At 61.0% G+C, this 13,245-nt stretch carries 17 protein-coding genes; 13 read left to right on the top strand and 4 right to left on the bottom strand.

The annotated features are described in order from the left end of the window. The first annotated feature begins 37 nt into the window (after positions 1-37). On the top strand, positions 38-2,152 hold the full coding sequence (gene fusA / locus MHX63_RS03705; protein WP_239387297.1) for an elongation factor G: 2,115 nt from the start codon (positions 38-40) through the stop codon (positions 2,150-2,152). Positions 2,153-2,615: 463 nt separating this feature from the next. After that, positions 2,616-3,806 carry an elongation factor Tu gene (gene tuf / locus MHX63_RS03710; protein ID WP_035003019.1) on the top strand — a complete coding sequence of 397 codons (1,191 nt, stop codon included), beginning with the start codon at positions 2,616-2,618 and terminating at the stop codon, positions 3,804-3,806. A gap of 125 nt (positions 3,807-3,931) precedes the next feature. Here the strand turns inward: tuf and MHX63_RS03715 are convergent, their stop codons facing one another. The 4 genes from MHX63_RS03715 to MHX63_RS03730 all read right to left on the bottom strand — a co-directional run bounded on the left by MHX63_RS03715 (position 3,932) and on the right by MHX63_RS03730 (position 7,214). After that, positions 3,932-4,690 (bottom strand): GntR family transcriptional regulator, encoded by a 759-nt coding sequence (locus MHX63_RS03715; protein WP_239387298.1) that lies wholly within the window; start codon positions 4,688-4,690, stop codon positions 3,932-3,934. Then, complete coding sequence (locus MHX63_RS03720) at positions 4,691-5,038, bottom strand: hypothetical protein (RefSeq protein ID WP_239387299.1); 348 nt, start codon at positions 5,036-5,038, stop codon at positions 4,691-4,693. It abuts the gene before it with no gap. Positions 5,039-5,200: 162 nt separating this feature from the next. Next, positions 5,201-6,013 carry a hypothetical protein gene (locus tag MHX63_RS03725; RefSeq protein WP_239387300.1) on the bottom strand — a complete coding sequence of 271 codons (813 nt, stop codon included), beginning with the start codon at positions 6,011-6,013 and terminating at the stop codon, positions 5,201-5,203. Between the two features lie 187 nt (positions 6,014-6,200). Then, entirely contained in the window at positions 6,201-7,214 is a 1,014-nt protein-coding gene (locus MHX63_RS03730; protein ID WP_239387301.1) for a sortase, read from the bottom strand. A gap of 755 nt (positions 7,215-7,969) precedes the next feature. Between MHX63_RS03730 and rpsJ the strand changes: the two genes are divergently transcribed. Genes rpsJ through rpsQ form a run of 11 tightly spaced genes read left to right on the top strand, consistent with a single transcriptional unit; the run spans position 7,970 to position 13,159 of the window. Beyond that, the gene (gene rpsJ, locus MHX63_RS03735; protein WP_010120790.1) at positions 7,970-8,275 is read left to right on the top strand and encodes a 30S ribosomal protein S10; all 306 of its coding nucleotides are present in this window, start codon (positions 7,970-7,972) and stop codon (positions 8,273-8,275) included. Positions 8,276-8,321: 46 nt separating this feature from the next. Next, the gene (rplC, locus tag MHX63_RS03740; protein ID WP_034986206.1) at positions 8,322-8,978 is read left to right on the top strand and encodes a 50S ribosomal protein L3; all 657 of its coding nucleotides are present in this window, start codon (positions 8,322-8,324) and stop codon (positions 8,976-8,978) included. Continuing rightward, a complete protein-coding gene (rplD, locus tag MHX63_RS03745) occupies positions 8,975-9,628 on the top strand; it encodes a 50S ribosomal protein L4 (protein WP_011274166.1) in 654 nt (217 codons plus the stop codon). Before rplC ends, rplD begins: the two co-directional genes overlap by 4 nt. Continuing rightward, entirely contained in the window at positions 9,625-9,930 is a 306-nt protein-coding gene (gene rplW, locus MHX63_RS03750) for a 50S ribosomal protein L23 (RefSeq protein ID WP_011274165.1), read from the top strand. The genes rplD and rplW overlap by 4 nt, the downstream gene beginning before the upstream one ends. A gap of 38 nt (positions 9,931-9,968) precedes the next feature. Beyond that, the gene (rplB, locus tag MHX63_RS03755; protein ID WP_034986205.1) at positions 9,969-10,811 is read left to right on the top strand and encodes a 50S ribosomal protein L2; all 843 of its coding nucleotides are present in this window, start codon (positions 9,969-9,971) and stop codon (positions 10,809-10,811) included. 16 nt (positions 10,812-10,827) lie between these two features. Then, positions 10,828-11,106 carry a 30S ribosomal protein S19 gene (gene rpsS / locus MHX63_RS03760; protein WP_005291963.1) on the top strand — a complete coding sequence of 93 codons (279 nt, stop codon included), beginning with the start codon at positions 10,828-10,830 and terminating at the stop codon, positions 11,104-11,106. 2 nt (positions 11,107-11,108) lie between these two features. Beyond that, positions 11,109-11,471 carry a 50S ribosomal protein L22 gene (gene rplV / locus MHX63_RS03765; RefSeq protein ID WP_005291960.1) on the top strand — a complete coding sequence of 121 codons (363 nt, stop codon included), beginning with the start codon at positions 11,109-11,111 and terminating at the stop codon, positions 11,469-11,471. Then, on the top strand, positions 11,471-12,214 hold the full coding sequence (gene rpsC, locus MHX63_RS03770) for a 30S ribosomal protein S3 (RefSeq protein ID WP_005291959.1): 744 nt from the start codon (positions 11,471-11,473) through the stop codon (positions 12,212-12,214). The genes rplV and rpsC overlap by 1 nt, the downstream gene beginning before the upstream one ends. A gap of 5 nt (positions 12,215-12,219) precedes the next feature. After that, the gene (gene rplP, locus MHX63_RS03775) at positions 12,220-12,636 is read left to right on the top strand and encodes a 50S ribosomal protein L16 (RefSeq protein ID WP_005291957.1); all 417 of its coding nucleotides are present in this window, start codon (positions 12,220-12,222) and stop codon (positions 12,634-12,636) included. Further along, on the top strand, positions 12,636-12,869 hold the full coding sequence (gene rpmC, locus MHX63_RS03780) for a 50S ribosomal protein L29 (protein WP_005291954.1): 234 nt from the start codon (positions 12,636-12,638) through the stop codon (positions 12,867-12,869). Before rplP ends, rpmC begins: the two co-directional genes overlap by 1 nt. Continuing rightward, the gene (rpsQ, locus tag MHX63_RS03785) at positions 12,866-13,159 is read left to right on the top strand and encodes a 30S ribosomal protein S17 (RefSeq protein ID WP_005291953.1); all 294 of its coding nucleotides are present in this window, start codon (positions 12,866-12,868) and stop codon (positions 13,157-13,159) included. Before rpmC ends, rpsQ begins: the two co-directional genes overlap by 4 nt. Positions 13,160-13,245: the final 86 nt, after the last annotated feature.

Consider the following 13,245-nt stretch of genomic DNA (forward strand, 5'->3'; position numbering starts at 1 on the left):
CCAAGTCGCTCAACAACGAAATGAGCGGGGTAACCCAGTGGCACTTGAAGCGTTGACCGACCTGAACAAGGTCCGCAACATCGGCATCATGGCGCACATCGATGCTGGTAAGACCACCACCACGGAGCGCATCCTTTTCTACACCGGCATCAACCGTAAGGTCGGTGAGACCCATGATGGCGCCTCCACGATGGACTGGATGGAGCAGGAGAAGGAGCGCGGAATTACCATTACGTCCGCCGCCACCACCTGTTTCTGGGAAGGCAACCAGATCAACATCATCGACACCCCGGGTCACGTGGACTTCACCGTTGAGGTGGAGCGTTCCCTGCGTGTTCTGGACGGTGCCGTCGCTGTGTTCGATGCCAAGGAAGGCGTGGAGCCGCAGTCCGAGCAGGTCTGGCGCCAGGCAACCAAGTACGACGTTCCGCGTATCTGCTTCGTCAACAAGATGGACAAGCTGGGTGCGGACTTCTACTACACCGTGCAGACCATCGTTGACCGCCTGGGCGCAAAGCCGCTGGTGATGGCTCTGCCAATCGGTGCTGAGGACGACTTCGACGGCATCGTCGACCTGCTGAACATGCGCGCCCTGACCTGGCGCGGCAAGGTCGAGATCGGTACCGAGCCGACCTACGAGGAGATCCCGGAGGATCTGAAGGAGAAGGCTGAGGAGTACCGCGAGAAGCTCATCGAGACCGTTGCTGAGTCTGATGAAGAGCTGATGGAGCGCTACTTCGCCGGTGAGGAGATCACCGTCGATGAGCTGAAGGCACAGATCCGCAAGCTGACCGTTAACTCCGAGGTCTACCCGGTCTACTGTGGCTCCGCCTACAAGAACAAGGGCATCCAGCCGATCCTGGATGCTGTCATCGACTTCCTGCCGAACCCGATGGACGTTGGCTCCATCGTCGGCCACGACCCGAAGGATCCGGAGACCGAGAAGCTGCGCAAGCCGTCCAAGGACGAGCCGTTCTCCGCTCTGGCGTTCAAGGTCGCCGTTCACCCGTTCTTCGGCAAGCTGACCTACGTCCGCGTTTACTCCGGTTCCGTGGAGTCCGGTGCACAGGTCACCAACTCCACCAAGGACAAGAAGGAGCGCATCGGTAAGCTGTTCCAGATGCACTCCAACAAGGAGCAGGCTGTGGACCGCGCTTCCGCCGGCCACATCTACGCCTTCATTGGTCTGAAGGACACCACCACGGGCGACACCCTGTGTGACGCTCAGGATCCGGTCATCCTGGAGTCCATGGACTTCCCGGATCCGGTGATCGAGGTGGCTATCGAGCCGAAGACCAAGTCTGACCAGGAGAAGCTGGGTACCGCCATTCAGAAGCTGGCGGAAGAGGACCCGACCTTCACCGTCAAGCTGGACGAGGAGACCGGCCAGACCGTCATCGGCGGTATGGGCGAGCTGCACCTGGACGTTCTGGTTGACCGTATGCGCCGCGAGTTCAAGGTCGAGGCGAACATCGGTAACCCGCAGGTTGCGTACCGCGAGACCATCCGCAAGCCGGTCGAGAAGCTGGAGTACACCCACAAGAAGCAGACTGGTGGTTCCGGTCAGTTCGCGCGCGTCATCATCGCGCTCGAGCCTTACGAGCCGGAAGAGGGCTCCGACCAGACTTACGAGTTCGTCAACGAGGTCACCGGTGGCCGCGTGCCGAAGGAGTACATCCCGTCTGTCGATGCCGGTATCCAGGACGCTATGCAGTACGGCTACCTGGCCGGCTTCCCGCTGGTGAACATCAAGGCCACCTTGATGGATGGTGCTTACCACGAGGTCGACTCCTCCGAGATGGCCTTCAAGCTGGCTGGTTCCCAGGCGCTGAAGGAAGCCGTTGCCAAGGCAAAGCCGGTTCTGCTGGAGCCGCTGATGGCCGTTGAGGTCATCACCCCTGAGGAGTACATGGGCGACGTCATCGGTGACATCAACTCCCGCCGTGGCCAGGTTTCCTCCATGGACGACCGCGCCGGCGCCAAGCTTGTCAAGGCCAAGGTGCCGCTGTCCGAGATGTTTGGCTACATCGGCGACCTGCGTTCCCGCACCGCTGGTCGTGCGAACTTCTCCATGATCTTCGACTCCTACGGCGAGGTTCCGACTAACGTCGCATCTGAGATCATCGCGGAGCGCACTGGCGGCAACGCTTAACCCTTAAAGCAAGACCCCAAGCAAGGTTTCTTTAGCTTTGTGACGCCCCCTCGGGCGCCCACCACCCCGGGCGCCTGTCGCGGGAGCATCACGGGCCCAAGGGCCTTGCAGGGTAGGGGTCAGCACGGCGTAGCCCTGCGTCAATAAATAACAACATAGAAAACTTGATTACCCCAATGTTCGTGGGGTTTTAGGTTTGCTCGTGGGGGCAAATTTTTCTAGATGGCAAAAGTGACGTAGGATGCGGTGTGCTGGCCGTTACCCAGTTCGCGTGTAGCGCGACTGGCCTCGAAGCACAAAGTCGAGGCGAAGATGTTCGTTACACGGATAATCTGATATTCGGCAAGAAGTAAGAAAACCAGCCAGTGGGCGACCCGTAAACTACGGGGAAGCAACTGGTTGGAAATAAAAGTTAATGTGGCTGCGAGAGTCGTAGCCACCGAGCAGTCCAGGAGGACACAAAGTGGCGAAGGCTAAGTTCGAGCGTTCCAAGCCGCACGTAAACATCGGCACCATTGGTCACGTCGACCACGGCAAGACCACCACCACTGCCGCGATCACCAAGGTTCTGGCTGACGCATTCCCCGAGGCCAACAAGTCCTTCGCTTTCGACGCCATCGATAAGGCGCCGGAGGAGAAGGAGCGTGGCATCACGATCAACATCTCCCACGTTGAGTACGAGACCGAGAAGCGCCACTACGCTCACGTTGACGCTCCGGGCCACGCTGACTACATCAAGAACATGATCACCGGTGCTGCTCAGATGGACGGCGCCATCCTGGTTGTTGCTGCAACCGATGGCCCGATGCCGCAGACCCGCGAGCACGTTCTGCTGGCTCGCCAGGTTGGCGTTCCGTACATCCTGGTTGCACTGAACAAGTGCGACATGGTTGACGATGAGGAGCTGCTGGAGCTCGTCGAGATGGAGGTCCGCGAGCTGCTGGCTGAGCAGGACTTCGACGAGGAAGCACCTGTTGTTCACATCTCCGCACTGAAGGCTCTGGAGGGCGACGAGAAGTGGGCTAAGCAGATCCTGGAGCTCATGGAGGCTTGCGACAACTCCATCCCGGATCCGGAGCGCGAGACCGACAAGCCGTTCCTGATGCCGGTTGAGGACATCTTCACCATTACCGGCCGCGGTACCGTTGTTACCGGCCGTGTTGAGCGTGGCGTCCTGAACCTGAACGACGAGGTCGAGATCCTGGGCATCCGTGAGAAGTCCACCAAGACCACCGTTACCTCCATCGAGATGTTCAACAAGCTGCTGGACACCGCAGAGGCTGGCGACAACGCCGCACTGCTGCTGCGTGGCCTGAAGCGCGAAGACGTTGAGCGTGGTCAGATCGTTGCTAAGCCGGGCGCTTACACCCCGCACACCGAGTTCGAGGGCTCCGTCTACGTTCTGTCCAAGGACGAGGGCGGCCGCCACACCCCGTTCTTCGACAACTACCGTCCGCAGTTCTACTTCCGCACCACCGACGTTACCGGTGTCGTGAAGCTGCCGGAGGGCACCGAGATGGTTATGCCGGGCGACAACGTTGACATGTCCGTCACCCTGATCCAGCCGGTTGCTATGGACGAGGGCCTGCGCTTCGCTATCCGTGAGGGTGGCCGCACCGTTGGCGCTGGTCGCGTTACCAAGATCAACAAGTAGTCTTAACTACTCACATGATCACCGCCTAGCGCTGTAGGCGCTAAACGGTTCAAGGCCCCGGGTTCCTTCAAGGAGCCCGGGGCTTTCTGCATGCCCTGGAAATAGCCCCGGAGTTAGCCCTGGAACTAGCCCCAGGGGAAGCGATTCAACGTAGTCCAGCTGAGATCGTTGTTCTTGCCAGATGTGGGCACGGCGATACTGAGGGCGTCCGCAATATAGCGATCCTCACTCATCTCCAACGGCGTGCCCCTCGCATTGCGTGAGAGGCGCCGGTGCACCAGAACCGGATCGCCCGCCTCGAGGGGCAGCCACCGCGCATCGACCTCCCCGGCTTTCGCGGCGGAGAATACGTTGTCGGCGGCGAAGAAATGAATGCCGTGGCGGGCGGACAGCTCGTTGGTCACGGACGGGCAGGTGGGATCCATCGGCTCGACCTTGGTGCCTACCCAGGCGGGGTAGCGGGTGCGCTCTAGCATTATGGGGGATCCGTCGATAGTGCGCACGCGCAGAACCTTCAGAACTTTTTCGCCGGCGGGCACGCGCAGGAGCTCGGCATCCTTTTCAGTCTGCTCCACCCATTCCTGGTGGATGACGTGGCCGCCCGGGGTGCGCCCGCGACCGTAGGCCCACTGCGCGAAACTACGGAATTTCGAGATCTCGGGGAAGCGGGCGGGCATGCGCAGCACGACCTTCCGCGCGCCCCGCTTGGAACTTAAGGTGCCTTCGTCCACCAGTTGATTGAGCGCCTGTCGCATAGTCCCGGGGGCGACGTCAAAGCGGTCGGCCAGGGCTTTCTCGCTGGGGATGGGTTCGCCAACTTGGAAGCGTCCGTTGCGGATGTCCTCGCGCAGTTGCCGGGCGATTTGCTCGTAACGGGTGGACATTTATTTGTCTCCCTCGCGGTATCCGCGCCGGAACTCCTGCGGCAGCTTGTGAAGCAGCGTATTGCGCAGGTTGCCGGCGAGGCGTCCGGCGTTGCGGGCGAAGTTCTCGGCTACTCCCATGGCTTGTTCGGCGACATCCATAGCCTGCTCGGCCTTGTCCTCGGGGATGAAGCTCGGCCGGTGTTCGCGGACTTGGCGGCGCAGGCGTGCGCGCCTGTCCCAGGCCTCGTCTAGGGCGCGCAGAGCGTCGATCAGCTCGGCGTCCGTCCCTCCCGCGTCGGGGTGGTGTTTCCGCACCAGGGCGCGCCGTTGCCGCTGGTATTCGGGGTTGTTGCGGTAGTCGCTCATTGCTGTTCCTTCTTTAGGTGACGCCACCTCAACGCCATTCGCCTACAAATTCCGCTAGAAGGTGATTGTAGTTGCGAAAAGCCCACCTCCTGGCTCCCGTGTTGTAGCCGGGTGAGGAGGTGGGCTTGAAGTGCTTAACTGCGTTGGCGCAGTGGAGCTGCTTTATGCGAACAGCTTGCGGCGTACAGCGAAGGCGCCGGCTGCGATCATTGCAACAACAGCCAGGGCAGCCAGGCCGCGTGCAGCGGTGTTGGAGCCGGTCTGTGCCAGCATGCCGCGGTTGTTAGCAGACTCGTCGGCTGCGCCCTGGTCAGCCAGCTGGCCGCCCTGAGCGATAACCTCGTCCTTGTTCTCGGTCAGCATCTTGTCGGAAGCTGCCTTCTCTTCCTCAGACGGAGCGTCCTTGCTGTTCTCGTCCTGGACGTAGGTGTTGCCGTCGTTAGCCAGGTGCCAGAGGATGCCACCGATGATCAGGGTTGCCGGCAGGGCCAGCCAAGCCAGATTCTTCTTGTCGGAGCCGGGGGTGGTGTCATCGTTGTCGGTTTCATCGAAGACGCACTCAGCGCGCATCTCGTCGGTGATCGGCTCGTTGACCTTGTTGCGATCCTTCACGTACACGGTCGGATCCTGAATGTGCTGGTAGCAGGTGTTGCCGTCCTTGTCGACCTTAGTGGCAGGAGCAGGGATGCCCTCGTTCTGATCGTCCGGGGTCTCCTCGCCGCCTTCACCCGGAGCGGGCTGCTCGTCTGCCTGCTGCTTCTCCCACGCAGCCTGAGCTTGCTCGGCCGTCAGGGTGACGGGGTCACCGTTTTCGGGGTTGGACTTGTAGGAGCCGTCAGCCTGCTGCTGGTACAGAACGCCATCAATGGTCAGTTCTGCGGGTGCCGGAATCTGTGCCTGTGCAACGGTTGCGCCGCCGAGAGCGAGGGCACTGGCCATCGCAACTGCGGTCAGGGACTGTGAGAAACGCTTCATGGTGTCTCCTCTAAAAAGTTGGTGATGAGAACGTGCGATTAGCGTCACACGCAACATGCGTAACATTAGCACCGTGTACCCACATATCGCTACCAAAGGTTATGACTATCGTTCAAGCTACCCTTTTTTTGGGGGTTGGGTGAAACCGCGTTGTAGGCGCGAGGAGGGTGATGATCTTTAAGGATTGCTAGCGGGGGCTTTCCGTTTCGGCCTCGGACGCCGTGTTTGAGGTGCCCTGGAACTGCCAGCCCACAACCGCATTGCGGACCGAAGATTGCAAGGGGTTGGCGGGCTGGATGCAACTAATGGTCAGTAGGCGCCCCGGGGTAGCGCCCTCACCCCACACGCTGGAGTCCTCCGACAATCCCTCCTTGACCGGATCGTGCAGGTCGGTGGCTTGGTAGACCAGCCAGTTATCGCCGGAATCTGCCGTGCGCAGATAGAGTTTGTCGCCGATCTTCACCCGATGGTGGTCGGCGGAGCCGTCGTAGAGTTTGTCAAACACTGCGGGCACTCCCGCGCCGGTATGGCCGGCGATCACCACAATGTCCGGGGAGCTCGTGCCCGGCAGGGAGTAGGGCTTATCGGCGGCGGTGTAGGTACATGCTTTATCCAGGGTTGCCGGGTCGATGGCACCGTCCTTCACCCTGCACGCGCCATCCTCAAAGTCGGCATGCACGTCGATAGTCGGAATGAACATTTCCTCCGCCGCGGAAGGTGCGATCGGCGGCGACTGCTCGGCGATCACCTCGTTGGTCTCCAGCCCCTCCGGCGGCTTGACTGGCGCCTCCCGCTGCCACACCGCCACCACGGCAAGGATGACGACAATACCCACGCCAAGGCTCGCCACAATCCGCCGAGTTCTCGACTGCTGAATGCGATGCTCGCGCCTTGACTTCTGTGCCGGCTGCGTCTTCTGTGTCTTCTGCGCCTTCTGGGGTGCGGGTTTTGCTCTCCGAGGGGTTGGGTCTTCCTTTCGGTGCAACGGGCGACCCTCTGCCCGTGCAGCGACTTCTGCGCGGCGGCGCTGCGCCACCTCGTGCTGAGCGCTTCCTCTTCGTGGCGCGAAAGACGCATCGCGCCCATTGGTTGAGCGAGACGTCTCCTTAGAGGGGAGGATAACCCCGTGGCCGCGCTTGGCGGAGTGGTGAGCCGAGTCGGGGCGTGCACCGTTCGGGGAAACGTTGGGGGAGTCGCTCATAGCTGTCTCTCCTTATTTATGACGCCACCTCAACGCCATGCATGTGAGATCTGAACTTACGTGGCGATTCTAGTGCTCAAAGGGCTACGGAGGTAAAAGGTCACCGGCGCGTAGGGGCGTCAAAATAGAAAAGACAGAAGTGATTTGGTTTCGGCGCGCCCGGTGTGGTTGAATACTTGACGTTGCTTTAACACGGCATATGAGGCCAGCAGCGCAGCAGCGAGGCTGGACCAAGAAGATGTCGATGGTGAAGTGAGCATGATCCATCGTCGGTGAAGAACCTCGCGACAGTGATCCGAAGGGTCACAGCGGGGCTGCTTTGCTGTGCGGTACTTAAAAAGCGGAGAGGCGACACGCCCGACCGCGGGTGCCGGAGGATGGGGCATGGTAAATGAACAGCGGCAGTAAGCGAAGGGATTCCCTTCCGACAAGGCGCGGAACACGTTTCCAAGCTTGTACTCCATATATTTCGTAAATAAGGCCTCGGTAAAACGAATCCGGCCATGGAGCGAGCAAGGGGCGGGAACCGGGTGTTGTTACATCACTTGATAAACCAAGTGCGAATGGCGTGTGTTCATTAAAACCGAATGACCCGCTATCCGTCGATGGCACAAACAAGTAAATGTAAGACACAAGCGACACTGGCGACTGGACCAGGCCCCAAGGCCGGACAGCGTTAAGACTAAGACAGATAAGAAGCGTGACTACCAGCTGTTTTAAATAGCAGGGAAGCGCTTTGAAGGAAGAGGACAAGCGTGGCGGGACAGAAGATCCGCATTAGGCTCAAGGCCTACGATCACGAGGCTATCGACGCTTCTGCCAAGAAGATCGTCGAGACGGTTACCCGTACCGGCGCTCGTGTTGTCGGCCCAGTGCCACTGCCAACTGAAAAGAACGTGTACTGCGTCATCCGCTCTCCGCACAAGTACAAGGACTCGCGCGAGCACTTTGAGATGCGTACGCACAAGCGTCTGATCGACATTCTCGACCCAACCCCGAAGACCGTTGACGCCCTCATGCGCATCGATCTTCCGGCCAGCGTCGACGTCAACATTCAGTAAGCGGCAAACGAGTCTGAACTACTGAAACGGCAGCGGAAGAGAAAATATGAGTGATATTGAGATCAAGGGCATCCTGGGCAAGAAGCTCGGCATGACCCAGATCTTCGACGAGGAAAACCGTGTTGTACCGGTCACCGTCGTCGAGGCTGGGCCCTGTGTCGTAACCCAGGTGCGTTCCAAGGAAACCGACGGCTACGAGGCCGTACAGATCGCCTTCGGCGAGATCGACCCGCGCAAGGTAAACAAGCCTGCAGCTGGTCACTTCAAGAAGGCCGGCGTGACTCCGCGCCGCCACGTTGCTGAGATCCGCGTTGCAGACGCATCCAGCTACGAGGTTGGCCAGGACGTCACCGTAGACATCTTCAACGATGTCAAGTTCGTCGACGTGACGGGCACCACCAAGGGCAAGGGCTACGCCGGCGGCATGAAGCGCCACGGCTTCGCCGGCCAGGGTGCTGCTCACGGTAACCAGGCCGCTCACCGCCGCGTGGGCTCCATCGGACAGGCAGCCACCCCCGGCCGCGTGTTCAAGGGCAAGCGCATGGCAGGCCGCATGGGTAACAACCGCGTTACCCAGCAGAACCTGAAGCTGGCCAAGGTCGACGCAGAGTCCAACCTGCTCCTGATCAAGGGTGCAGTTCCGGGTGTCAACGGCGGTCTCGTCGTTGTCAAGACCGCAGTGAAGGGCGGTGCACACGCATGAGCAATCTAAAGCTTGATGTCCACACCGCTGACGGTAAGACCAACGGCACGGTCGAGCTGCCCGCATCCATCTTCGATGCAGAGGCCAGCGTCGCACTGATGCACCAGGTTGTTACCGCTCAGCTCGCAGCAAAGCGCCAGGGTACCCACGCTACGAAGACTCGTGGCATGGTGTCCGGCGGTGGCCGTAAGCCGTTCCGCCAGAAGGGCACCGGTCGCGCACGTCAGGGCTCCATCCGCGCTCCCCACTTCACCGGTGGTGGCACGGTCCACGGCCCGCAGCCGCGTGATTACTCCCAGCGCACCCCGAAGAAGATGAAGGCCGCCGCTCTGCGCGGCGCCCTGACCGATCGCGTGCGTCACGACCGCATTCACGTGGTTGAGGAGCTGGTCCCGGGCCAGACCCCGTCCACCAAGGCTGCACGCGCCTTCATCGAGCGTCTGACGGACCGCAAGTCCGTGCTGGTCGTCCTGACCCGCGAAGACGTCACCGCATGGAAGTCCGTGAACAACCTGCCGCAGGTGCACACCCTGGTCAACGACCAGCTGAACACCTACGACGTTCTGAACGCGGACGACGTTGTGTTCTCCGTGGAGGCACTGAACGCTTTCATCAACGCCGCTGATAAGACCAAGGAGGAGGCAAAGTGAGCACTGTAGCTGATCCTCGCGATATCATCATCGCCCCGGTCGTATCTGAGAAGTCCTACGGCCTGATGGAGCAGAACGTCTACACGTTCCTGGTTCACCCCAGCTCTAACAAGACCCAAATCAAGATTGCCGTCGAGCAGATCTTTGGTGTGAAGGTCGCCAGCGTTAACACCGTTAACCGTGAGGGCAAGCGTAAGCGCACCCGCACCGGCTACGGCCAGCGTAAGGCAACCAAGCGCGCCATGGTGACCCTGGTCGCCGGCAGCGATCCGATCGACATCTTTGGTGGAGCGACCGCCTAAGGCGGCCGGACACCGAAAGGTAAAGAGGAAGCAAAAGTATGGCTATTCGTAAGTACAAGCCGACTACGCCGGGTCGCCGCCAGAGTTCTGTCTCCGAGTTCGCGGAAATTACCCGTTCGACTCCCGAGAAGTCTCTGCTGCGCCCGCTGTCGAAGACCGGTGGCCGTAACGTTCACGGCCACATCACGACCCGTCACAAGGGTGGTGGCCACAAGCGCCGCTACCGAGTTATCGACTTCCGTCGTAACGACAAGGACGGCGTGATCGCCAAGGTCGCTCACATCGAGTACGACCCGAACCGCACCGCTAACATTGCGCTGCTGCACTACCGCGATGGCGAGAAGCGTTACATCATCGCCCCCCGCGGCCTGAAGCAGGGCACGCTGCTGGAGTCCGGCCCGAACGCCGACATCAAGGTTGGCAACAACCTGCCGCTGCGCAACATCCCGACCGGTACCACCATCCACGCTGTGGAGCTGAAGCCGGGCGGCGGCGCCAAGATGGCTCGTTCCGCTGGTGCCTCCATCCAGCTGCTGGGTAAGGAAGGCAAGTACGCAGTTTTGCGTATGCCGTCTTCCGAGATCCGTCGCGTAGACATTCGCTGCCGCGCCACCATCGGCGAGGTCGGCAACCAGGAGCAGATCAACATCCGCTGGGGCAAGGCCGGCCGTATGCGCTGGAAGGGCGTACGCCCGACCGTCCGCGGTGTTGTTATGAACCCGGTTGACCACCCGCACGGTGGTGGTGAGGGTAAGACCTCCGGTGGTCGTCACCCTGTGTCTCCTTGGGGTCAGCCTGAGGGACGCACCCGCAAGCCGAACCGTCCCAGCGACCGGATGATCGTTCGCCGTCGTCGCTCCAACAAGAACAAGAAGCGCTAAGAGGAGGTAGTAGAGAATGCCACGCAGCCTGAAGAAGGGCCCATTCGTCGACGAACACCTCCTTGCGAAGGTGGACGCTCAGAACGAAAAGGGCAACAAGAACGTCATCAAGACGTGGTCCCGTCGCTCGACCATTCTCCCCGATTTCATCGGCCACACTTTCGCCGTCCACGACGGTCGCAAGCACGTGCCGGTGTTCATCGATGATTCCATGGTCGGTCACAAGCTAGGTGAGTTCGCTCCTACGAAGACCTTCAAGGGTCACGTCAAGGACGACAAGAAGGGTCGTCGATAATCATGTCTGACACCGTAACCACCGCACGCGCAACCGCGCGTTTCGTCCGCGTCACTCCGATGAAGGCACGCCGCGTGATCGACACGATCCGTGGCAAGTCCGTCGAGGACGCACTGGCGATCCTGAAGTACGCTCCGCAGGCCGCTTCCGAGCCGGTCGCGAAGGTCGTTGCTTCGGCCGCCGCCAACGCCGAGAACAACTTCGGCTTGGACCCGCAGACGCTGGTCGTCTCTGAGGCTTACGCCGACGAGGGGCCGACCATGCGCCGTTTCCGCCCCCGCGCCCAGGGTCGTGCATTCCACGTCCGCAAGCGCACCAGCCACATCACTGTGGTCGTCGAGAGCCAGAAGGGAAGTGCTCAGTAGTGGGCCAGAAAATCCACCCCCACGGCCTCCGGCTGGGTATCACTTCCGAGTGGCGCTCCCGCTGGTACGCCGACAAGCAGTACGCTGACTACCTCGCCGAGGACATCAAGATCCGCGACTTCCTGTCCGAGGGTCTTGACCGCGCCGGCATCGCCAACGTTGTCATCGAGCGCACCCACGACCGGGTTCGCGTTGACATCCACACTGCCCGCCCGGGCATTGTCATTGGCCGCCGCGGCTCCGAAGCTGACCGCATCCGCGGCCAGCTGGAGAAGCTCACCGGCAAGCAGGTTCAGCTGAACATCCTCGAAGTTAAGAACATCGATGCCAACGCACAGCTGGTGGCACAGTCCATCGCTGAGCAGCTGACCAACCGCGTTGCCTTCCGTCGCGCTATGCGCAAGGCAATCCAGGGCGCTATGCGTCAGCCGCAGGTCAAGGGCATCAAGGTTGTTTGCTCCGGTCGCCTGGGCGGCGCGGAGATGGGCCGCACCGAGCGCTACCACGAGGGTCGCGTTCCGCTGCACACCCTCCGCGCTGAGATCGACTACGGCACCTACGAGGCCCACACCACCTTCGGACGCATCGGCGTCAAGGTGTGGATCTACAAGGGTGACGTCGTCGGCGGCCGTCGCGAGAGCCTGATGAATGCACGCGACGAGCGCCCGTCCCGCGGTCGTCGTGAGCGTCCACGTCGCGGTGGCGCACGTCGCCAGCGCGCTGAGCAGAAGCAGGAGGGCTAAGACACATGCTTATCCCGAAGCGCGTTAAGTACCGTCGCCAGCACCGCCCGACCCGTCGTGGCGTGTCCAAGGGCGGCAACCGCGTAACGTTCGGCGACTACGGCCTGCAGGCCCTGGAGCCGACCTACATCACCAACCGTCAGATCGAGTCCGCTCGTATCGCCATTAACCGCCACATGAAGCGTGGTGGCAAGGTGTGGATCAACATTTTCCCGGACCGTCCGCTGACCCAGAAGCCGCTCGGCGTGCGTATGGGTTCCGGTAAGGGCCCCGTGGAGAAGTGGGTTGCCAACATCAAGCCGGGTCGTATCCTCTTCGAGGCCTCTTACCCGAACGAAGAGGTCGCCCTGGAGGCACTGCGCCGTGCTGGTAACAAGCTGCCCTGCAAGGTTCGCATCGTGAAGAAGGAGGATCAGTTCTAATGGCTACCGGAACTCCGGCACATGAGCTCCGCGAGCTCAACAACGAAGAGCTGACCACCCGCCTGCGCGAGGCGAAGGAAGAGCTGTTCAACCTTCGCTTCCAGGCTGCGACCGGCCAGCTGACCAACAACCGTCGTCTGGGTGTTGTCAAGCGCGACATCGCCCGCATCTACACCGTCCTGCGCGAGCGCGAGCTCGGGCTGTCTACCAACCCAGGTGGTGACGCAGCATGAGTGAGGCAACCGTGAATGACAACGCAGCTGTGGAGAACGAGAAGGGCGCCCGCAAGGTCCGCTCCGGATACGTTGTTTCCACCAAGATGAACAAGACCATTGTGGTCGAGCTTGAGGACCGCAAGCAGCACGCACTGTACGGCAAGATCATGCGCCGTAACTCCCGCGTGAAGGTCCACGATGAGAACGAGACCGCCGGCGTAGGCGACCGCGTTCGCATCGAGGAGACCCGCCCGCTGTCCAAGGACAAGCACTTCCGCCTGACCGAGATCATCGAGAAGGCTCGCTAGTCCCTGCAGCTCTGAGAGCTCAGCCTGCTATGGCAGCTACGGCTGCTTAGGCGGCTGTAGCGCTAGACCCCCTCCCGCACTTTGCT

The organism is Corynebacterium sp. ACRQK (genome assembly GCF_022345965.1).
GTDB lineage: Bacteria > Actinomycetota > Actinomycetes > Mycobacteriales > Mycobacteriaceae > Corynebacterium.

Excerpts from the sequence above, each read along its gene's own strand:
- rplP (WP_005291957.1), top strand. The coding sequence starts at position 12,220 with ATGCTTATCCCGAAGCGCGTTAAGTACCGTCGCCAGCACCGCCCGACC.
- MHX63_RS03715 (WP_239387298.1), bottom strand. The coding sequence starts at position 4,690 with ATGTCCACCCGTTACGAGCAAATCGCCCGGCAACTGCGCGAGGACATC.
- rplB (WP_034986205.1), top strand. The coding sequence starts at position 9,969 with ATGGCTATTCGTAAGTACAAGCCGACTACGCCGGGTCGCCGCCAGAGT.
- MHX63_RS03730 (WP_239387301.1), bottom strand. The coding sequence starts at position 7,214 with ATGAGCGACTCCCCCAACGTTTCCCCGAACGGTGCACGCCCCGACTCG.
- rpsS (WP_005291963.1), top strand. The coding sequence starts at position 10,828 with ATGCCACGCAGCCTGAAGAAGGGCCCATTCGTCGACGAACACCTCCTT.
- MHX63_RS03720 (WP_239387299.1), bottom strand. The coding sequence starts at position 5,038 with ATGAGCGACTACCGCAACAACCCCGAATACCAGCGGCAACGGCGCGCC.
- rpmC (WP_005291954.1), top strand. The coding sequence starts at position 12,636 with ATGGCTACCGGAACTCCGGCACATGAGCTCCGCGAGCTCAACAACGAA.
- rplC (WP_034986206.1), top strand. The coding sequence starts at position 8,322 with ATGAGTGATATTGAGATCAAGGGCATCCTGGGCAAGAAGCTCGGCATG.
- rpsQ (WP_005291953.1), top strand. The coding sequence starts at position 12,866 with ATGAGTGAGGCAACCGTGAATGACAACGCAGCTGTGGAGAACGAGAAG.
- rplD (WP_011274166.1), top strand. The coding sequence starts at position 8,975 with ATGAGCAATCTAAAGCTTGATGTCCACACCGCTGACGGTAAGACCAAC.
- MHX63_RS03725 (WP_239387300.1), bottom strand. The coding sequence starts at position 6,013 with ATGAAGCGTTTCTCACAGTCCCTGACCGCAGTTGCGATGGCCAGTGCC.
- rplV (WP_005291960.1), top strand. The coding sequence starts at position 11,109 with ATGTCTGACACCGTAACCACCGCACGCGCAACCGCGCGTTTCGTCCGC.